The organism is Pedobacter sp. (assembly GCF_041645105.1).
Lineage (GTDB): Bacteria > Bacteroidota > Bacteroidia > Sphingobacteriales > Sphingobacteriaceae > Pedobacter.
Genome location: NZ_JBAZQQ010000012.1, coordinates 1 through 22,691 on the forward strand (window position 1 = coordinate 1; position 22,691 = coordinate 22,691).

Here is a 22,691-nt window from a genome sequence, read left to right on the forward strand (position 1 = left end):
AACAGAGAAGTTAAGCCCACCAGAGCCGATGGTACTGCGGTAACACGTGGGAGAGTAGGTCGGTGCCAAATCTTAAAGAAAGCCGGTAGTTCAAATGACTACCGGCTTTTCTTGTTTATAATAATTTTTAAAGTGATTGTTATAATCGGCGTTAATGCTATGCATCAGCTATACTTACAACTGAAGTTACTTTGTGCTTGTGACCAATTTTTAACTTATTTATTTAAATTATATAGAACTAAATTGTGAATAAGTGATGTTCATCACAGATTTTGTACATTTTTTGGTTATCTTTGATACAAAATTAAATTATAAAATAATGAGTTTTTTCGCAGAAAAAAGAGGGGAAGTGATGGTGCACATTGAAGGTTATATGCTGGAAATGATGGATTCATACTTGAAACCGATTGATACAAATTGGCAGCCATCTGATTTTTTGCCTGATTCAACAAGCGATACATTTTTCCAGGATATAAAAGCATTGCGTGAGAAAGCAAAAGATCTTTCTTATGATCTAGTAGCTGTTTTAATTGGAGATACGATCACCGAAGAAGCCTTGCCAACATATGAATCATGGTTAGCCATGGTAGAAGGTGTAAGTCGCAGGGAAGACGGTGGATGGATGAGATGGAATCGTCACTGGACTGCAGAAGAGAATAGACATGGTGATTTATTAAACAAGTACCTTTATCTTTCTGGTAGAGTTGATATGCGTCAGATGGAAATTTCTACACAATATTTAATTGCGGATGGATTTGATATTGGTACTGGCCATGATCCATATAGAAATTTTATTTATACCAGTTTCCAGGAATTGGCTACAAATATTTCTCATAGAAGAGTAGCTTCTTTAGCTAAGAGGGACGGTGATACATTATTATCAAAAATGTGTGGTGTGATTGCTTCTGATGAAGCAAGGCATGCAAAAGCTTATAAGGATTTTATGAGTAAGATTTTTGAAGTAGATCCTAATGAAGCTATGGTTGCTTTTGAAGATATGATGCGTCAGAAGATTGTTATGCCAGCTCATTTTCTTCGTGAAATGGGAATGAAAATTGGACAGACTTTTGGTCATTTTACTGATGCTGCACAACGTTTAGGAGTTTATACAGCTATTGATTATGTTGAGATTATGCAACAGTTGATAGAAGAGTGGAAATTGGATAGCATGAGAGATTTGAATGATGCTGGTGAAAAGGCCCGTGATTATATCATGGCACTCCCATCGCGTTTGTTACGTGTTGCTGAGCGTATGAAAGCACCAACAATGGATTATAAGTTTAGCTGGATACATGCTTAACAAAATATAGATGCAAACAATAAAGCCTGGATATTTTATCCAGGCTTTATTGTTTATCGCAACTTTTCTTTACATGTTTCTACGATATTGTCCTCCCACCTCATACAAGGCATTGGAAATTTGGCCTAAGGAACATATTTTACATACCTCCATTAGCTGCTCAAATATGTTATCTCCAGCAATAGCTGATTTTTGTAAGTTTTTTAGGGCAGTTTCAGATTTGTCTGAATTTCTATCCTGGAATAGTTTTAATGCTGTTATTTGATATTCTTTCTCTTCTTCAGTAGCACGGATTACTTCTCCTGGAACTATTGTCGGCGAGCCATTTTTATTCAGGAAGGTATTGACACCAACTATTGGATATTCGCCAGTGTGTTTTAAGGTTTCGTAATACAGACTTTCTTCCTGGATTTTACCTCGTTGATACATGGTTTCCATCGCACCCAAAACACCACCTCTGTCATTTATGCGCTTAAATTCAAGTAATACTGCCTCTTCTACAAGGTCTGTAAGGTCTTCGATGATAAAAGCGCCTTGCAATGGGTTTTCATTCTTAGCAAGTCCTAATTCACGATTTATAATGAGTTGAATAGCCATTGCCCTACGTACAGATTCTTCCGTAGGCGTAGTAATAGCTTCATCATAAGCGTTGGTATGTAGTGAATTACAGTTATCATATATTGCATACAAGGCTTGTAATGTGGTACGAATATCATTAAAATCGATTTCTTGTGCATGTAATGAACGTCCGGAAGTCTGGATATGATATTTTAATTTCTGTGATCTGTCGTTTCCTTTATACTTGTTTTTAATCGCCTTTGCCCATATTCGTCGAGCTACCCTACCAATTACCGAATACTCAGGATCTATGCCGTTAGAGAAGAAGAAAGATAGGTTAGGAGCAAAATCATCTATGTTCATCCCCCTGCTTAAATAATATTCAACAAAGGTGAAGCCGTTACTTAAGGTAAAAGCAAGTTGAGATATTGGATTAGCACCTGCTTCTGCAATATGGTATCCTGATATGGATACGGAATAGAAGTTACGAACTTTTTCACTGATGAAATAGCTTTGAATATCGCCCATCATCCTTAATGCAAATTCAGTAGAAAAAATGCAGGTATTTTGTGCCTGATCTTCTTTTAATATATCTGCTTGTACGGTTCCTCGGACTGTACTGATTGCGTAGGCTGCAATTTTTGAATATACATCGGCAGGAAGTACCTGATCACCAGTAACACCTAAAAGCATTAGTCCTAATCCGTTATTACCCTCTGGTAAATTGCCACTATAGGTAGGTCTTTTCTGTCCTTTTGCCTTATAAATTTTATTTATTTTTTCATCAACCTCTTTTTCAAGACCATTTTCAATAATATACTTTTCACATTGCTGATCAATAGCTGCATTCATAAAAAAGCCCAATAACATAGGTGCCGGACCATTTATGGTCATGGAAACTGAGGTTGATGGTGCGCAAAGATCAAAACCTGAGTATAGCTTTTTAGCATCATCAATAGTAGCTATACTTACACCAGAGTTGCCTATTTTTCCATAGATATCTGGCCTGATGTGTGGATCTTCACCATAAAGCGTAACAGAATCGAATGCGGTGGATAAACGGTGGGCAGGTTGGCCCAAGGATACATAATGAAACCTTTTATTGGTTCTTTCCGGACCACCTTCTCCAGCAAACATTCTGGTAGGATCTTCACCATCGCGTTTTAAAGGGAATACACCAGCTGCATATGGAAATTCTCCGGGAACATTTTCAGTTAAAAGCCAGCGTAAGATATCTCCCCAATCTTCATAACGGGGAAGCGATACTTTAGGTATCTGTAATTTAGATAATGATTCATAAAATAAAGGTTGTTTGATTTCTTTATCACGCACTTTATAAATGAAATGTTCTTGTTTGTATTTGATTTTAGTTTCAGGCCATTGTCTAAGTAAGCGTTTACAATCGCCATCCAATTGTTCTTCAATGTGATTGTAAATATCCTCAAGAGGTTTGGTGAGTGTATTTCCCACTTGCATATCTTTAGTCGCTTTTTCGTCTCTTGATAAATCAATTACCCCTTGAAGCTGATAAAGTTTGCGGGCAATACTACTTTGTTTGTCGACCCATTCGTTATATGTCTGACTAGATTCTGCAATTTCTGCGAGGTATCTGATCCTGTCAGGTGGAATAATATAGATTTTCTCTGACTGCTCTGTAGTGAGTTCCATTTGCGCATCGAACTTAACACCTGTTTTTTCTTCGATCTTATCCATTAATGCGCTGAAAAGATTATTCATGCCAGGATCATTGAACTGCGAAGCCATAGTACCAAATACAGGAATGTTTTCGTCTTTGGCATCAAATAAATTGTGGTTGCGTTTATATTGCTTACGCACATCTCTTAACGCATCTAAAGCGCCTCTTTTATCGAATTTGTTGATGGCTACCAGGTCGGCAAAATCCAGCATATCTATTTTTTCCAATTGTGTTGCTGCACCGAATTCTGGAGTCATTACATATAGAGAAACATCACAGTGTTCTGTGATTTCAGTATCAGATTGTCCAATTCCTGATGTTTCTACAATGATGAGGTCATATCCGGCCGCTTTACAGATATCAATGCTTTCCTGTACGTTTTTAGACAAAGCAAGATTGGCCTGTCTTGTGGCCAGTGATCTCATGTACACCCTATTGTTGTTAATCGCGTTCATGCGAATACGATCGCCTAATAATGCTCCTCCAGTTTTACGTTTGGATGGGTCTACAGATATAATCGCAAGCGTTTTATCTTTAACTTCTATTAAAAAGCGTCTGACCAATTCATCTACAAGAGATGATTTACCAGACCCACCAGTTCCGGTAATACCTAAAACAGGTGCCTGATTGCTTAATGTTAGTTTTTTTAATTCGTCAACAAACTGTTGCGCAGCTTCCGGATCATTTTCTGCTACTGTAATGGCCGAAGCAATGCTTTTAATGTTTTTTTCAGGTATAGATTTCAATTCTCCATTAAGAGATTTTACCGTGATATAGTCAGTTTGCTCCAGCATGTTGTTAATCATGCCTTGCAAGCCCATTTTCCGACCGTCATCCGGAGAATATATTCTTGTAATACCGTATTCGTGAAGCTCAGCGATCTCTGAAGGAAGTATTACACCACCCCCGCCACCAAATATTTTGATGTGTGTAGCGCCACGCTCTTTTAACAGGTCGTACATATACTTAAAATACTCGATATGCCCACCTTGATAGGATGTCATTGCTATACCTTGAACATCCTCCTGAATTGCGCAGTTCACAACCTCATCAACCGATCTGTTATGACCTAAGTGTATCACTTCGGCTCCTGAAGATTGAAGGATCCGGCGCATAATGTTTATTGTTGCATCATGCCCATCAAAAAGTGCAGCAGCTGTAACAAAACGGATTTTATGTTTGGGTTTATAGATTTGAATTTGCTCCATAGTGGGTTTTATAATCGGTACACAAAGGTAACAAAAACTGAGGGAGGGAGGTAAAAACGAGCTTGTACAATTACAAAAGCTATAAAACAAAAAGCTGTTCTGGTTTTTGTTCCAGAACAGCCTTTATATCGGTTTAAACCAATTTTTACTGATGCGTAAGCTCTGTAATGGGTTCACCAATACAGCCGCTTGGCATTTGTATGTGTAACATAGCGGCTAGAGTTGCTGCGATATCAGTCATGTAATGCTGCTTGTTCGTTTTCCCGGGTTTAACGTTCCAGCCCATAAATACACATGGAATATGTGAATCATATGGTGCCCATGCACCATGTGTTGTGCCGGTTTTACCTCCACTGTAATAGTTGGATTTCAAAATATAATAAACATCGCCACTTCTTCCCTGGTAATAACCATAAGTCAGCGATTTCTTAATCTGTTCAGGTAAAGTTGTTGTCGCTAGTTTACTTAAATCTACTGCATCAAAAACCTCATCCTGTTCTCTTAATATGTCTATAGCTAATGCTTTTATTGCATCAAAATCAGCTTTAGCTGCTTTTATAGCATTGCGATTAAAATATAGCTGTCCATTACCTGAAGATTCAATTGATTTTTTGATATTATACTCTTTCTCAATTGCTGTATTTATAAGTTTAGTTACAGGGCTCTCGCTGAATGGACCTCCAGGTAATTTGTTTTCTGTCATAAAGCCTGCCACATGTGCTGCACCATGATCTGCAGAAAGAAAAAACAGATAATTGCCTTTACCGAATTTACTATCCAGGTAATTAAAGAAACTTTCCAGTTCTTTGTCTAGTCTAAGGTAAGTATCTTCAGCTTCAACAGAATTAGGACCATATTGATGCCCCACATAGTCAGTTGCTGAGCAGCTTACTGCTAAAAAGTCAGTTGCACTGCCTTGACCCATTTTTTCTGCTGAAATAGCTAGCTTAGCCAGATCAAGAGTCATTGTATTTCCATGTGGAGTACTTTTAATGATTTCGTAGTTCTTACCGGCATAAAGTTTTAAAGGATGGGGAAAAGTTGGTGTTTCTTCTCCTCTTGTTTTCCTTTCGTAAGGTTTATTATCGGCTGTACTTTGTGTGTAGCTATCAATAGGGTATAAGGTATTCCAGTTTTGTGCATAAAACTTATCTGCAGGTTTTTGTTTGTTATATTCCTGAAGCCATGTAGGCAGCTCTTTCATATAATATGTACTGGTAATCCAGTCTCCAGTTTGTCCATCAAACCAATAAGCAGCATTAGCTGAATGCCCTGCTGGTAAAATAGATCCCCGATCTTTAAGAGAAATGCCTATTACTTTACTTTTAAAATTAGTAGCTAAACGAAGTTGATCCGTAATGGTTGTGGTCAGCATATTTTTTGGAGACATTACACCTGCTCTTGTACTGCTTCCAACTGAAGTAACCGTCGAATCTTCTGCACAATACATATTTCTTTTTAACTTCCTGTCATACCATTCATTTGCTATAATTCCGTTGATCCCAGGAGTGGCACCAGTATAAATGCTAGAGTGCCCACAGGCTGTGATAGTTGGTGTATAAGGAATTAAGGTGTTTTCTGCAGAAAAGCCTTCATTGACTAATCTTTTAAAACCTCCGGTTGAATATCTGTCTGCATATCTATAAAGATAATCCCATCTCATTTGATCTATGATCAATCCAACTACAATTTTTGGTCTTTTTACTCCCTCAGAGGATACTTTTGCTTTAGTTGATTTTTGTTGCGCAACAGCTACCTGGCCGACCAGGATTAGTGCGGCAAATACTAAATAAATTTTTCTCATTGTGTGTTGTTCTGTGTTTAGATAAGCTAATTTATTGTTTTTTGTAAGCTTATGAAACTTTCAACCTTATTTTTAATAAGAAAATTCAAGAAATTATAAGTAACGATAGTTATCTTTTAGTTATTATATGGCCTCAGCGACTACAAATGTACTTCCTCCTATAAAGATCAGGTCATCTTTTGTAGCATTTTCTTTTGCGGCTTGTATGGCAATGCTAACTGAATCGAAAAACTGTCCATTTAGGTTATGTTCTTTAGCTTTCTCTGCCAATTCCGATGCGGGTAAAGCCCTTTCTAATTGTGGCTGGCAAAAGTAGTAAGTTGCATTCTTTGGCAGAAGTGCGAGTACACCACTTATATCTTTGTCTTTTACCATCCCAATAACCATATGAAGTTGTTCATATTCCGTTTTAAGGATGTTTTGCATCACTTCTGTAATGCCAGAAATGTTGTGCCCTGTGTCGCAAATGATAAGTGGCTGTTCGCTTAGTTTTTGCCATCTGCCTTGTAGACCTGTTAGTTCTTTAACATTTTTTAAGGCAGCATAAATATGGTTCTCGGATATTAAATACCCTTTTTTTTGTAAAATGGATACAGACTGTGATACAGTAATTACATTCTTTAACTGATAAAAACCATTAAGATCAAGTTCAAGATTATTATAAAGTACAGTTGTCCCTTTGTATATAGAACTATGGAGATATTCTTTATCCCTTACCGTATGGTCTGTATGTAATTCCTGGTCGGCAAACGTAAGCTCACTATTTGTTTCCTTCGCTTTTTCAAGGAATATGGCTGCAATTTCCTCTTGCTTCTCGCCAATCACAACAGGGACCCCAGATTTAATAATTCCTGCTTTCTCTGTTGCAATCTCAGCAAGTGTATCACCCAATATATTGGTATGGTCCAGGCTGATATTGGTGATTACAGATAACTCAGGCGTAATGATATTGGTAGAATCCAGTCTGCCACCCAATCCAACTTCAATAATGGCAATATCTACTTTCTCTTCTGCAAAGAAAGAAAAAGCCATGGCTACAGTAGCTTCAAAAAAAGATGGACTTACTTCTTCAATTATTGTGCGTTGTTGATTTATAAAATCAGTAACGAAGGTTTTGGAGATCATCTTTCCGTTTATACGAATACGTTCTCTAAAATCCTTAAGGTGGGGAGAAGTATATAGACCAGTTTTATATCCTGCTTCCTGAAAAATAGCTGCCAGCATATGGGATGTTGACCCTTTGCCATTTGTACCACCAACATGGATAGATTTAAATTTGTTCTGCGGGTTTCCAAGGTTTTCGCAAAGTGCGATTGTATTGTGCAGATCTTTTTTAAAAGCAACAGCGCCAATGCGTGTGAACATTGGCAGCTTGCTGTATAAGTAATCTATGGATTCGTTGTAATTCATTTGTAATGCCTGATTTGGCAAAATTACATAAGCTGATGAATTATTTCACTTTAAAATTGAAAACAACCACACCGATCTGAACATCAGGAGCAGATTCTGATTGTGTTAACCTGGCACCCATTACGGCATCTTTACATTTCTGCCATAATTCGCGATCATTAAGTGTAGTTCCTTTTACTCCAGGTGTTGCGTCTATAACGACCCCACTTTTATTGATTTTTATTCTAACCGCAATTTTTCCTGTTTTTTGTCCATCATCTTGTGGAGTTACTAAGTTTGTAAACTTCCTTAAAGCAATTGGTGTTTCTCCAAAACCTGAGCCACCTTCGCCATAATTATTAGCAAGTGGGTCTCCATTAACACTTCCCTGATTGCCGGGAGTTGTACCGGTACCATCACCACCACCAGTCCCTTTATTGGCCTTACCTTTATACAAGGCATTTTGGTTGATAGCAGGCTTCGCTGGCTTAGTTTCTGTGGCCGTAGCAACGGGGGTAGAGGTACTTTTTGTTGATTTCGTTTTAACACTTACTGCATCTTCGGTGCTTTGTGTTACAATTTCCTTATCACTGCTTTGCGCTGTAGATGTTTGCGGGGTAGGTTCTTCTACCACAACTTTATCTGGGGCTTGCTCGTTAGCATTTGGATCAGCCGATGGCTCTTCGATACTGGTATAATCAGTTCCCATACCTTCAACAGAAGTTCCATAGTTAACCACCATACCCCCCATGCCAGCTTCAACTTCCGGTTTAAAAGTACCGATAGCAATGAAAAAGCTGAGCGCCAGCAACGCGGCCATAATTCCGGTTGATATGGCTAATGCCTTTGGATAATTATTTTCTTCTTTAGGATAGGTCATTATTTCTTAGGTTCTACAGCTAGTACAACTTTCAGTTTTAATTTGTTTGCCACATCAAATACCTGCATGGTGTTTTCTATAGAAACGCCTCTCGCTACATAAAGTACGATGGTTAGATCGGGAGATGCTTTCTGGTAACTTTCTACTGTGGCCTGCATCTGATCCAGCGTAACCTTTTGTTTATCTACAAAATAATTTAGTTTCTCATCTATAGATACTGTAACGGTTTTTTGTGCTGAAGATTGCTGTCCTGACTCCGATCTGGGTAGTAACAATTTCACTACTTGTGGGTTAACTACGGCAGAAGCCAACAGGAAAAACAGCAGCAGAAAGAACATGATGTCATTCAGGGCAGAGGTATGAACCTCTACTGTTCCTTTTTTTCTTTTGCGTAGATTCATTATTTACCCGGCTCCTCTAATAAATCAATAAATTCAATTGAATCAGTTTCCATTCTTAAAATGATACGTTCAACCATCATATTAAGAATATGGTATAATACATAAGCAATGATACCTATGATTAGTCCGGTTGCAGAAGTGATCATTTTGGTATATAGACCACCCGATATTGTTCCGATTTCGATAGCTCCCTTAATGGAAACATCGTGGAAAATTGCAATAACCCCAATAATTGTTCCTACGAAACCTAGCATTGGCGCAATACCTGCAATGATACCAAGTATGCCAATGTTTTTTTCAAGCTTAGATACTTCTAGTTTACCATTATTTTCAATTGCAGCTTCGATATCTTTAATTGGACGACCAATACGTTTAAGCCCTTTTTCCAACATCCTTGCTAAAGGAGAGTTGTTATTTCTACATAGTGCAATAGCATTCTCTAATCTTCCTTCATGTATATATTGCTTAATCTGAAGCATCAGGTTAGACTCAGTTTTTGAGACTTTTCTGATAGTAAGGTATCTTTCAACGAAAATTACAAGCCCAAGAAAGGCTAAAAATGCAAGAGGAAGCATAACCCAGCCGCCTTTTAATAACAAGTCTATAAAATGTAATTCAGGAGGGGCCGGTGTAACGCCCTGATTTAAGGCATTCGCGGTATCAGTAAGCTGGGTAATGGTATCAGTGGCACTTTGAATTAATGCGATCATAATTATTTAGGATTGTTTGTGTGTCTAACTTTTATTACATAGATGCCTGGAATTCTTGTTGTTTTCTTCAGGACTTCAAGTTCTTTTTTTGCTGCCTCCTCATTGGTAAAAGAGCCGATAGTTATTTTAACTCTTCTGCCGGGCATATCAGCAACCTTTGCAGGTATACCTCTTGCTTTCATATCGGCAAGGAACTTATCTCCTTCCTTTTGATCACGCAGGGAAGCTGCTATAATTTCGTAAGTGAACGTTGGTGCAGCAGTAGCTGGAGTTGCAGGTTTAACAGCTGCCATTGAATCTCTTGCAGAATCAGCCGCAAGGATAGCCTTTTCATTACTTATCCTTAAACTATCTGCATGAGCAATAGAGTCTAACCTCTCTTGTTCAATATTTTCAATAACTGGTTTGTTCTCAGGAACAATAATAGGCTGCTGTGTTGCCGCTGTTTTCTTAAACAAACCATCAAAAATATCTGGTTTTGCCAGATATAGTACTGCTGCAAGTACTGCCAGGATAACCAGGGCTAAAATTACTTTCAGATAGGCAGGCATTCCAGTTTTTTCTTCACTGGTGTAATCAAGTGAAAAATGAACTTCTTCTGGTTTGTCAATATTTACAACAGGTTGTACAATTGGTGTATCAATAACATCTTCGACAATATTCTCTGGCGTTTCTACAACAGGAAGAGAGGAAGTTGTTGCTTTAGGCTGTACTACTTCGGCTATTTCTTCATATACGGGTTGTTCATCATTATCTTCCGTACCATCACTCAGATCAGCATTGTTATTCTCAAGTTCAAGCTGTTCTTCTGTTAGATGCAAATCTTCTTCTATTGGAACTTCTACCGGAACTTCCACCGTTTCTGGCGTCTCTGTTCTTTCTGGTACCTCTTCAACCCCCTCCAATTCCCCAGACTTAACCACTTCTGCTTCTTCCTTCACAGGTTCTTCAAGAACTTTCACCGTATCGGTATCAGGATCGGCCTTTAATTGAGGTAGACCATAAAAATCAAAGCCCAGGTTACTATCTTGTTTTGGAATAAAAGTAAGACTGCCTGAAGCAGTAGAGAATGTGCCTAGGTCACCAAAATCGGATTCCTGATGACCAGCAAGTTCATCAAGAATATTTTGCGAAAACTGCTCTACAAAGTATGTTGACGAATCAATTGAAATATTCTTATTCTTACTGATCAGTTCACTTAATAATCTCTGCTCCTTTAAATCTGAAGTAAAGCTTAAAGTATAGCTTGGTGGTAAAAAAGAATGCGTATTTATATCATATCGCCCCGGAGATTTCTTTTTATAAATAGTACCCAATCCGGGAATTCCCACCTCTTTATGGGTTTTTATAAGTGTAGTCAGGTATGATAAGATATCCATTCTGGTAAAAATAAATTTTAATTCCGTACCAAGCAATTATTAATTGAAAAGCATTAGAATGAGTAGGCTACTCCTCCAAAAACATTCGTTCCAATTGCGTCATAGTATAAATATTTGCTGTATTTCTTACCCAGCAAGTTATTAGCTCTAATAAAGGCTGAAAACTTATTGTTGATTTTATAGTTGGCTCCAGCACCAAGATCTACAAAACCTTTAACAGTAACTACCTGTTCATTTGCTAAATCAGGCAAAAGATAAGGATTAGCTGGTGCAGCATTATAAATTTTTGCTTTGCTGTCGTCTTGAATAGCAACAGCTGCATTTAAAGTAAGCTGTTTTGTTATAGCATACATGAAGTCAGAGCTGATACGCATTTTTGGTTTAAACCAGCTTTGTGTTTCAGCAGCAGGTTTATAGTCCTCAATGTTAAGTTTACCTGTCCATTTCAGTGCATCACTCACTTGTACAGAAATTTCTCCTTCTAAACCGGTTAGTTTCATAGTACCAAAATCGTAAATCACATCAAACTTGTTAAAATCAACAAAGTTATTTACGAACAGCGGCATGTTTTCAATTTGTTTGTGATAAAATCTTGCTTTATACCCAAAACCAGGACCGCCGGTACCTTTAATACCACCACTGATACTTAATTTCTCAATTGAATTTTGGATTTCAATATTGCTGTTTAAGAATGGATTCTCATCAGTCAGTAACTTTAATGAGTTACGGTTTACATCACCTTTAACTTCTCCAAAAATCTGTAAGTAATCAGGTATCAACGTGAAATCTGCAGTTACAGCAGGGAAAATTCGGCTTGAGGAGAATGCTCCAAATTCCTGAACAAAGTTTATTCCGGCATTAATTTTAATGCCATTGGTTTGTAGTCTGATATAAGGATTCAGTTTTAACAGGTTATTACCAAAGCTAGTTAGTTCATCTTTAGTTTTTCCAAGTTCAACTGAACCTGCAAGCCCTAGGTTTAAGCTACTGATCCGTTTATTAAGATAAGCGTTTAATACTATAGAACTCTCTTTAGCTTTATACTGATCATTCCAAATATAACCATTCAATTTTGCAGCATAACTCAATGCATCAGGATCTTCTGTGAATTTATTTACGATCTCTCCCTCCGCTTCAATAAAACTCAATACTTGTTGTGCTGGATCCGTATTAAATGTAGGTCTGGCTTTATCTACACCATAGAAGTATAAACCTTGTCTCTGGTAGTTTAATTTTCCTGATAGGGTTACCTGGTCGCCAATGCTTCTACCAAAAGCACTAAGTTGCTGTTGGTTATAGTTCTGCTTATTTAGGCTTCCTGACTGACCGAAATGCTTAAAAAAGGCTCCTGCCTGCAAAGCTTCATCTCTGCCGATATTTACATAGGCCTCAGCTAAAACGGTACTTGCAGAACCAAAAGCACCTTTAACATAATTGTTAATTAACTCAGCTTCTTTTTGAGCAGCAAGTTGCTGTGCTTTTAATTTATTGATATCAGAGTTAAGCTCAAGTTTTCTATCTGTCAGCTTATAATTGAATTTTGCTTTGTAGGTTTTTACATCATTCAAATCCGGGCTTCTCCTCAGCTTTACTGCTTCAGCCAAAACAGGTTTGTAAGGCCTTACTACTTCAATCTCTTCTGTAACCGCTTTTTCTTCTGCTTTTTTCTCTGTAGTTTTCTGATCTTGCGCAAAGGTACTTAGTGTCCCTGCTGCAATAAAAAATAGGGTAGTATATAATAATCTGGTCGATCTCATTTCGCGGTCTTATTTAATTTTTTCCAATTTAGCTTTGGCAGTAGGTACAATATCATCCTTGCCTTCATAGTTGTCTATAATACTCAATAGCGTGCTTTTAGCCTGTAAATTGTCTTTCAAAGCAACATAGTTATCGGCCAGTAGTATAAACGCTTTAGCTACCCAATAATCATAAGATGGCATATTGTTGATCAGGTCAAAACAAGTTTTAGTTGATGTTTTATACTCATGTTGTCCGTATTGTATCAAAGCAATATTATACTTTGCTTCTGCAGCAGCCAGTGTTTTGGTTTTACTAACTACACTGTTAAACGCCTTTAAAGCTTGAGGAGTATCTTGTTTTGCCAGATAAGCTTTTCCAGCATATAAATCAGAGCTGTTTTTCTCTTCTTCTGAAGCTTTATCAGACTCTTTAATCAACTGTACATATTTTAAAACATCATCTGGCATATTTAGCTCACTATACGCTTTTAAAAGATTGTTTAATGCATAAGTGTAGTGTACTTTGTAATCTGCTGTAGTTTCCAGACGTTTTAAGTATACAATAGCTTCATTATATTTTTTCTGGTCCAGGAATAATTTGGAGATGCTTACCAAAGAGCGTTCAGTATAATCACTTGTCCAGTCGTTAAGGATGTATTCATAATCAGCAACAGCTTCGTCCGGGCGACCAAGTTTTACCAATGATTCAGCTCTGATAAATTTCGCTTCTTTATCGTGTATAGCTTTAGGGAATTTATCAAAATAAGCATTCACAGCTTCAAATGCTCCTTTAGCATCACCTTTCAAATAAAGGTTGTTAGCACCCTGGAAAATAATATTGTCTTGTTCTGCAGCTGAATAATTGCCAAGAGGGGTAGTGGTTGCATAATTGATAAAGCCTTGCGAATCACCTCTGTCAACATAAATGTTTTTAATGGATTCTAAAGCTTGCTTTGCTTCTTCAGTACTTGCATACTCTCTGATCACCTTTTTAAATGATTCTAATGCAGCATCATCCTGGTCCTGGTTATATTGTACCAAACCTATAGTAACCAATGCACGCGGCACATAACTACTATTAGGATACTGACTTACTAAACTAATCAGGTCTGACTTAGATTTATCAAGTTCCCCTTTATTGAAATAAGTGTAAGCTCTTTCAAAACCAGCATCGTCTGCATAATTGGACGTTGGAAATTGTTTAAGCAGACTTTCCATAGTAGCAATTTTAGCATCATTCTGATTTTCCAAACCCTGGATCATTCCACGTTGGAACAATGCATAATCTTCACCAGTCGACCTGTTGCCTATAATCTTGTTGTAATTAACAAGTGCGTTGCCATAGCTTTTATTAACGAAATAAGAGTCGGCCAACCTAATGGTGGCATCATTTACTGTTTTCTGATCTTTATCATTACCCCTTAAAAAGCGTTCAAAATAAGTAGCAGCTTTACCATAGCGTTCATCTTCAAAAGCGGAATAAGCAAGGGCATAATTAGCAAAGTTATATACACCAGTTTTACTGGCCCCCGGCATATCAAGAAAAGTTTCAAAATGCTTTACAGCTTCACCAAATTTTCTAAGCTCATAACTTGCCTCTGCCTTCCAATAGGTATTTAAAGCAAGTATTTCTTCATCCTGAGGGAATTTCTCAGATCTCAGGAACATAGATAATGCATTTGGGAATGCTCTTTCATTGTAGAATTCCAAACCTCTGAAATAGGTTACTTTTTGATAAGCTTCTTTAGCTTCTTCAGATTTGTTTTGTATGGGTTCTAAAATGTCAATTGCAGCCTGGTAGTTTTTACTTGTTAAGAGGATTTCACCAAGTAGCGTTTTAGCTTCATTCACTTTACGTGATGATGGAAACTGTTTTAAGAAATTCTGTGTAGCTTCTAAAGCTTGCTGATTAAATTCAAGTTCGTAACTTAAACGAGCATAGTTAATCCAGGCTTCTTCTTGTACTGTTTTGTCGAAATCTAATCTCGATGCTCTGAAAAATGCACTTCTCGCTTTCTCTTTATTTTTTAATTGAAGAAAAGAACGACCCAGGGTATACATACCACTTTGCAGGTAAACATCATCGGTATCCAGTTTTTCAAGTACACTAACCGATTCGGTGTATTTTTTTAATTCAAACAGTGAGTATCCGTATTGGTAGATAAACAAGTTGTTTTTATTGTTTGATTTATCCTTAGCATAAAAGTCTCTGAAATACTTTTCAGCATTTACATAATCAGATTTTGCAAAATATGAAGCTGCAATAAGACTAAGCATTTCTGCTTCATATTGCTGTTTCGATGTTTTTAAGATTGGAATGGCATAGTTAAGCACATCATCATAACGTTCATCAAGATAATACATTGAAGTTATATAATATGGATAACTAGCTTCGTAAGTTGGAGAACCTTTTAGTTTTTCGAAGTTGCTCAGTGCTGTTTTGTACTCTTTATTCAGGTAATTGATATAGGCAAAATAGTAAATTGCACTTTCCTGAAATGGAGACTTTTCTTTTTTTACGGTTTCAAATAAAGGTTCAGCTTTTTCAATATCACCAAGTTCAAAATAAGCATAGCCTTGTTTAAATTGATATTCTAAACGTTGTTTTCCAGAAAGAGTAGAAGGGTCGGTTTTTTCGAACCATTCCAATGCTTTCTTATAATTTTTTTGATCAAAATATGATTTACCTACATGGAAGTATGCAAGTTTTGTATTTGGATTTAAAGGGTAATCTTTGATAAAGTTTTGGAACAGGCTTTCAGCATCTCTATTACCCAATTCCAAGGCACATACAGCGGCATAAAACTTAGCATTTTCTTTAAGCATTGATAATTCTGCATTGCTTTCAGATTGTGTGCCCGGTTTTTGTCTCAATTGTTCAACCAGTCTGAATTGCTGTGCTGCTGCAACATATTTCTCATTATCCAGTAGTTCCAGACCGGTTTGATAATTCTTGTTCAGGTTGACTAGTACACTTGTTTGGGCATGTACAGCAGTAAAGCTGCCTGCTAACAGTAGCGGAATAAAAAGGTGTTTTTTTGACATCTGATTTCAAATATGGTTGGTACTAATATAAATATAGTATTGGGTCTTATTAACATAAGAAATTAACATGTGTTGATAACACAGGTTTAACGGATATAAAAGAAAGTTCGTATTGATCCTTAAAAAATATTTATTGACATATTAAGGGTCAAGCGACTTGCTGTTCTCAATCGTTTTGTGAAGCCAGTAGATATAATACAGCCATACGAACAGCAACACCATTTTCTACCTGATCAAGAATGATAGATTGTTTGCTGTCGGCCACATCACTTGTAATCTCTACACCGCGGTTTATTGGGCCAGGGTGCATGACAATAATCTCTTTGTCCAGGTTGTCTAAAATTTGTTTATTCAACCCGTACATCATGGCATATTCCCTTAAAGAAGGAAAATATTTAATGTCCTGACGTTCCATTTGTATGCGTAGCATATTGGCTACATCACACCAGTTCAATGCTTTGATCAGATTGTGTTCCACTTTTACTCCTAGGCTTTCGATGTGTTTAGGAATCAAGGTCGTAGGGCCACATACCATCACTTCAGCGCCAAGCTTTTGCAAACAAAGGATATTGGAAATGGCAACTCTTGAATGTAAGATGTCACCCACAATTACAATTTTTTTACCTGCTACATCACCTAATTTTTCGCGGATGGAGAAAGCGTCTAGCAATGCTTGAGTGGGGTGCTCATGGGCTCCGTCTCCCGCATTTACAATCTGGGCTTTGATGTGCTTACTCAAAAACTGTCCGGCACCGGCATACGGGTGGCGCATAACCACCATATCCACTTTCATGGCCAGGATATTATTTACGGTATCTATTAATGTTTCGCCTTTACTTACAGATGAAGATGAAGCTGCGAAATTGATCACATCAGCAGAAAGTCGTTTCTCAGCCAGTTCAAAAGATAGTTTAGTACGGGTTGAGTTTTCGAAAAATATATTGGCAATGGTGATGTCTCTTAACGATGGAACCTTCTTTATAGGTCTGTTAATTACATCTTTAAAATTATCTGCAGTTTCGAAGATAAGTTCGATATCATTCCGGGTAATATCTTTGATGCCTAAAAGATGTCGGGTTGATAATGTTTCTACTGCCATATTATTTATTGCTTTCTGATATTAAGATAACTTTGTCTTCTCTTTCTGTTTCTTTCCAGCTTACCCTCACTTGCTGAGAATCAAGTGTGTCGACCTGTTGACCAATATAATCTGGTTCAATAGGCACATGCCTTGAAAAACGCCTGTCAATAAGTACCATTAACTCTACTTTTGCAGGTCTGCCATAAGCTTGTAATGCATCTAGTGCCGCACGGATTGTCCTCCCGGTCCATAATACATCATCAATTAAGATTACGTTTTTACCTTCAATGATAAAATCTATGGTGTTGCTATTTGCTGATACGATACCATCTTTTCGTCTGAAATCATCTCTGAAAAAGGTTATGTCTAAATTCCCTTTTTGTATAGTGCTGTTGTTCAGGACTTGAGAAAGCTCATGTTTTACACGATCGGCAAAATAGCTACCTCGTGGTTGTATACCAATTAAAACAGTATTAGAAAAATCGTTGTGATTCTCAATTAATTGTTGACAAAGTCGTTTAATTGTGATCTGGAATTTTTGACCGTCTAGCAGTGTTCGTTTTTGCATGGACTAAAAGATTATGCAAATATAGCCAAAATTTGTAACCCTAAATACATAAAAACGCTTTTAAATTTAAAAGCTATAAAATGTATTTGTACTTGCTTGTGCTTAAATGCTTTATATTTAAATGATATTATAATATTAATTAAGGGTATAAATTGTTTAGATAACGTTTGCTATAATTGATCCCCATCATGTCATAACGTTTAAATTGTGTTTTTAACCTTTTCTGAAAATCTATATAGTTCCGTTTTTCTTTAGGGCTCCATAGTACTTCACTAAGTGCATCCAAACGAGGGAACAACATATACTCTACTTTGGCAGGATTAGCGATGTACTCAGTCCATAAATTGGCTTGTCCTCCCCAAATATACTTGGCTTCATCTTTAGTTAGTATTGACGGGGTAGGGTCATAGTCATATACAGCTTTAAGCGGTAAATACCTTGCAGCAGTTAATGAATCATCTTTTAAAAATTGGCTATGATTAAAATACATTGTAGCTTCAGGGGTCATGATTACTTTGTGGTTTTGTTTTGCTGCAGCAATCCCACCTTTTTCTCCACGCCAACTCATCACTACTGCATTAGGAGCAAGGCCACCATCTAAAATTTCGTCCCAGCCTATAATTGTTTTGCCTTTACTGTTTACAAATTTTTCTACGCGATGGATAAAATAGCTTTGTAGCGCATTCTCGTCTTTAAGGTTATTGTCCCTCATAATTTTCTGAGAAACAGCCGATTTTTTCCACCACATTTTAGAAGCTTCATCTCCACCTATATGAATATAAGGAGAGGGAAATAATTCCATAACTTCAGAAAGCACCTCCTCTAAAAATTTAAAGGTCTTCTCTGTTGGCTGTAGGACATTATTTTGTCGGTTAAAAATTCCCCAGGTTTGTGCGACTTCATATTTTTTCTCAGGTTCTGTTCCTAGTGCAGGGTATGTAGCAAGAATAGCCATGCTATGTGCTGGTACATCAATTTCAGGGATAACATCGATGTAACGATCGGCTGCATACTGGATAACCTCTTTAACTTCTTGTTGCGTGTAATATCCTCCGTATCTTAATTTGTCATTTCCAGTTCCTGGGAATAAACCTATAATTGTGCCATTGCGCCATGCTCCAATTTCGGTTAGTTTAGGATGTTTTTTAATTTCAATTCTCCAACCCTGGTCATCCGTTAAATGCCAATGAAAAGTGTTTAATTTATGTAGTGCCAGATAATCTATATATTTTTTGACAAATGCTATATCAAAAAAATGTCTGCTTACATCAAGGTGCATGCCACGATAAGTAAAACGGGGATGATCCGCAATAGATAGGGCAGGAACCTTTAAGGTGTTGTTTTTGTGGTAAGGGAGTAACTGAATTAAGGTTTGAATGCCATAAAAAACACCAGGTCCAGACGTTCCGACAATTGAGATATACTTTTCTGATGTGGCTAACATGTAAGCATCATCAAATTCATTACTTGTAGTATTGAGTACTAAATTAATGCTGTTTTCTGAAACTTCTTTATTTGTTATAGACAATTTTACGGAAAAGTGCTTGCTTAAATAATCATTTAAATTGTTGGCAGATTTTAATAAAGCATTGTCTTTAACCACAATTTTTGTGTTATTGTTTATAATAAAAGGTTTGGAACCTTTTTTAATATCTAAATGGACTGGTTGAGGAATAAGATGTATATCCTGTGCTACAATATTAACCGTGCTGATCAATAATAGAAATAGAAAGATTGTTCTCTTCATAATAGATTAAGATAGGTTCTTTTCAAAAGTAGTAAATATGAAGGGATGAAAGAGTAGAAAATACTGCAAAAAAAAAGCATCCCTGCGAGGGGATGCTTTTAATATATAAGTATTAAAGATTACTCGCCTTTTTTAGCTTTGTTTTCTTCACCTTCCATTTGTTGTTTTAATTGTGCAAGCACACCTAAATCACCTAATGTAGATTTTTCAACTGAATCTTTAACTTTTTTCACTGCAGTGCTAGAAGCTTTAGCTTCTTTTTTCTTAGCATTACGCTCTTCTGCAACAGCTTCAGCTTTAGCCTCTTCCCAGATACGGGCGTGAGAAACAACGATACGTTTAGCATCTTTGTTAAACTCAATGATTTTGAAGTCATTAGTTTCTTCAGCTTTGATAGCACCACCATCTTCTTTAGCCATGTGTTTAGTAGGTACGAAACCTTCTACACCGTAAGGTAAAGCAATAACAGCACCTTTATCAGTTACTTTAACAACAGTTCCCTGGTGGATTGAATCTAAAGTGAAGATAGTTTCAAAAGTATCCCAAGGGTTTTCTTCTAATTGTTTGTGACCTAAGCTTAATTTGCGGCTTTCAACGTCTAATTCTAAAACAACTACGTCTAATGTATCACCAACTTTAGTGAATTCGTTAGGGTGGTTAACTTTTTTAGACCATGAAAGATCAGAGATATGGATTAATCCGTCGATACCTTCTTCGATTTCAACAAATACACCGAAGTTAGTCATGTTTTTAACTACAGCAGTATGTTTGCTTCCGATAGGATATCTTTCAGCAACATTTTGCCAAGGATCTTGAGTTAATTGTTTGATACCTAAGCTCATTTTACGATCATCTCTGTCTAAAGTTAAAACTTCAGCTTCGATTTCATCGCCAACTTTCAAGAATTCTTGTGGGCTGCGTAAGTTTTGTGACCACGACATTTCTGAAACGTGGATTAAACCTTCAACACCAGGAATGATTTCTAAGAAAGCTCCGTAATCAGCTACAGTAACAATTTTACCTTTAACTTTAGAACCAACAGCCAAGTTAGCATCTAAAGATTCCCAAGGGTGAGGAGTCAATTGTTTTAAACCTAAAGCAATACGTTTTTTCTCGTCATCAAAGTCAAGAACTACAACGTTGATTTTCTCATCTAAGCTCAATACTTCTTTCGGATGCTCTATGCGGCCCCAAGAAATATCAGTAATGTGAAGTAATCCGTCTACACCACCTAAATCGATGAATACACCGAAGTCTGTGATGTTTTTAACAGTACCTTCCAATACCTGACCTTTTTCAAGTTTAGATACGATTTCAACTTTTTGGCTTTCTAAGTCATCCTCAATAAGGATTTTATGAGATACAACTACGTTTTTAAATTCGTGGTTAATCTTAACAACTTTGAATTCCATTGTTTTACCCACGTAGATATCGTAATCGCGGATAGGTTTGATGTCAATTTGAGAACCAGGTAAGAAAGCTTCAACACCCATGATGTCAACGATAAGACCACCTTTAGTACGGCTTTTAACAAATCCGTTGATGATTCTGTCATTGTCAAGAGCCTCATTAATAGACTCCCATGATCTTTGGGTTTTAGCTCTTTTACGAGATAAAATTAACTGGCCGTTAGCATCTTCAGGGGCTTCCACGAAAACGTCAACTTTGTCGCCAACTTTCAAGTCAGGTGTATCACGGAACTCTGAAGTAGATACTAAACCGTCAGACTTAAATCCTACGTTTAATACTACGTCTTTGTTGTTAATTGACACAACAGTACCACTGATGATTTCACCTTGGTTGATTTGATTGAAAGTATCGGTATACATTTCTTCAAACTTCTTACGGTCTGCATCACTGTAATTTCCGAATGCTTTGTCGTCTGCATCCCAGTCAAAATCTTGATCTGGAGTTGCTAATGATGATTTGATCTGTTCGATCGACACTGAATCAGCTTCTGACTCAATGGTTTCTTTCTCAGCCAGACGAGCGTCTGCGCCTTGTAATTCGGCTGTTTTAGCCTCTAGTTCTTTTTCTGCTACTTGTTTTTTAGCCATTAAAATTAAATCTCCTTTTCCCGTGAGGGACGGCAAAGATAGAAATTATTCTTTTTACAGCAAAGAAATTTTAGATAAATCTTGTTGATTTAGAACAGATTGTAATGAAAAGCAATGAATTCAGCTTATGCCGTAATAAAAAATAAACAAATTTCAGGATCAAAGATTAGCAAAGACATTTTAAGTCTGGTAGGAAGATAGCCAAAATATTTTTTAAATGCGCTGGTGAAATGTGTAGCATGTTTATAGCCTATTTTGCTTGAAACTTCCGAGATTTTTGAATCACCCTCTAATAGCATCATTTTCGCCTGCTCCATTTTGTACTGATTGAAATAACCATAAACAGTAGTACCAAAAGCTGCCTTAAAATTTCTTTTCAAATTGAACTCATTGGTGCCTACCATATGGGCAAGTGTACGCAGGGAAAACTGGCTGTCTATATTGGCAATTAGTATTTCTTTTACTTCATGCATTTTATCCAGATCTTCTTTTGTAAGCCTGTTCACTGGTTCATCGTTTTGTGCTTGTTCAAACTGACTCAGCTGTAAGGCCAATAATTCTATTACTTTCGATTCTAAAAAGAGCCTCTTACAGAAACCGGTGTGGACTGAATTTTCAATACTATTTAATATAACACTGATTTCAGGACTGAGGTGAAGTACGCGGTCACAAAAAAGAACAGGTTCATTAAGAGAAGGACTTTGAACAATTTTAAATGCCGGATGTGTAGACGGTAGATATCTTGATAGGAAAAATGTACTGATGTTAATATATGCTATTTCGTAAGGAGCATTAGGGTCAACAGGTTTTAAGGTTACCCCATTTGGTATGGCAATTAAACTATGTTGCTGACTACTAACTGTTATAATGCTCTTTTGTTCTTTGCCAAGCAGACAATGAACATCGCCTTTTATAGCAAAGACCATCAGGAAATTAAATAAACTTGTTGGTTCAATAGCTAGCTGAACAGTATTTTCAGCGTCCATATGCTTAATAAAGTTCACACTTATCTGCGACTCAGGGAGGAAACCCTGCGAGATAAACTCTCCCTTAACCGTTAATTGTTCTCCCTTTTCCGTCATTAGTCAATGATATCTTTGCGGCGAAGTTATGATTATTAAGACTACTT

General features: G+C 37.0%; 15 protein-coding genes. 1 reads left to right on the plus strand and 14 read right to left on the minus strand.

The features are described from left to right. The first annotated feature begins 319 nt into the window (after positions 1-319). Positions 320-1,300: an acyl-ACP desaturase gene (locus WC623_RS23790; RefSeq protein ID WP_372855892.1), complete on the plus strand. Its 981-nt coding sequence runs from the start codon at positions 320-322 to the stop codon at positions 1,298-1,300. Positions 1,301-1,369: 69 nt separating this feature from the next. Here the strand turns inward: WC623_RS23790 and WC623_RS23795 are convergent, their stop codons facing one another. The 14 genes from WC623_RS23795 to WC623_RS23860 form a co-directional block, all read right to left on the minus strand. Next, complete coding sequence (locus tag WC623_RS23795; protein WP_372855894.1) at positions 1,370-4,762, minus strand: methylmalonyl-CoA mutase family protein; 3,393 nt, start codon at positions 4,760-4,762, stop codon at positions 1,370-1,372. Between the two features lie 145 nt (positions 4,763-4,907). Continuing rightward, positions 4,908-6,566, minus strand: coding sequence for an alkaline phosphatase PafA (gene pafA / locus WC623_RS23800; protein WP_372855896.1), 1,659 nt, complete (start codon positions 6,564-6,566; stop codon positions 4,908-4,910). A 123-nt stretch (positions 6,567-6,689) separates the two neighbouring features. Then, positions 6,690-7,976, minus strand: a complete 1,287-nt coding sequence (locus WC623_RS23805) for a folylpolyglutamate synthase/dihydrofolate synthase family protein (protein ID WP_372855898.1) — start codon at positions 7,974-7,976, stop codon at positions 6,690-6,692. A 40-nt stretch (positions 7,977-8,016) separates the two neighbouring features. Then, the gene (locus WC623_RS23810; RefSeq protein WP_372855900.1) at positions 8,017-8,835 is read right to left on the minus strand and encodes an energy transducer TonB; all 819 of its coding nucleotides are present in this window, start codon (positions 8,833-8,835) and stop codon (positions 8,017-8,019) included. Beyond that, positions 8,835-9,236 carry a biopolymer transporter ExbD gene (locus tag WC623_RS23815; protein ID WP_349785943.1) on the minus strand — a complete coding sequence of 134 codons (402 nt, stop codon included), beginning with the start codon at positions 9,234-9,236 and terminating at the stop codon, positions 8,835-8,837. The genes WC623_RS23810 and WC623_RS23815 overlap by 1 nt, the downstream gene beginning before the upstream one ends. Further along, on the minus strand, positions 9,236-9,946 hold the full coding sequence (locus WC623_RS23820) for a MotA/TolQ/ExbB proton channel family protein (RefSeq protein WP_372855902.1): 711 nt from the start codon (positions 9,944-9,946) through the stop codon (positions 9,236-9,238). The genes WC623_RS23815 and WC623_RS23820 overlap by 1 nt, the downstream gene beginning before the upstream one ends. Before the next feature lie 2 nt (positions 9,947-9,948). Beyond that, positions 9,949-11,325, minus strand: a complete 1,377-nt coding sequence (locus WC623_RS23825; protein ID WP_372855904.1) for an SPOR domain-containing protein — start codon at positions 11,323-11,325, stop codon at positions 9,949-9,951. Positions 11,326-11,378: 53 nt separating this feature from the next. Next, positions 11,379-13,082, minus strand: a complete 1,704-nt coding sequence (locus tag WC623_RS23830; RefSeq protein WP_372855906.1) for a hypothetical protein — start codon at positions 13,080-13,082, stop codon at positions 11,379-11,381. A gap of 9 nt (positions 13,083-13,091) precedes the next feature. Further along, positions 13,092-16,109, minus strand: coding sequence for a tetratricopeptide repeat protein (locus tag WC623_RS23835; protein ID WP_372855908.1), 3,018 nt, complete (start codon positions 16,107-16,109; stop codon positions 13,092-13,094). Positions 16,110-16,275: 166 nt separating this feature from the next. Then, positions 16,276-17,208, minus strand: coding sequence for an aspartate carbamoyltransferase catalytic subunit (locus tag WC623_RS23840; protein ID WP_372855910.1), 933 nt, complete (start codon positions 17,206-17,208; stop codon positions 16,276-16,278). 1 nt (position 17,209) lies between these two features. Next, entirely contained in the window at positions 17,210-17,758 is a 549-nt protein-coding gene (pyrR, locus tag WC623_RS23845; protein WP_372855912.1) for a bifunctional pyr operon transcriptional regulator/uracil phosphoribosyltransferase PyrR, read from the minus strand. Positions 17,759-17,897: 139 nt separating this feature from the next. Further along, a complete protein-coding gene (locus WC623_RS23850; RefSeq protein ID WP_372855914.1) occupies positions 17,898-19,505 on the minus strand; it encodes a beta-N-acetylhexosaminidase in 1,608 nt (535 codons plus the stop codon). A 119-nt stretch (positions 19,506-19,624) separates the two neighbouring features. After that, entirely contained in the window at positions 19,625-21,562 is a 1,938-nt protein-coding gene (gene rpsA, locus WC623_RS23855; RefSeq protein ID WP_372855916.1) for a 30S ribosomal protein S1, read from the minus strand. Positions 21,563-21,687: 125 nt separating this feature from the next. Then, a complete protein-coding gene (locus tag WC623_RS23860) occupies positions 21,688-22,644 on the minus strand; it encodes a helix-turn-helix domain-containing protein (protein WP_372855918.1) in 957 nt (318 codons plus the stop codon). Positions 22,645-22,691 lie beyond the last annotated feature (47 nt).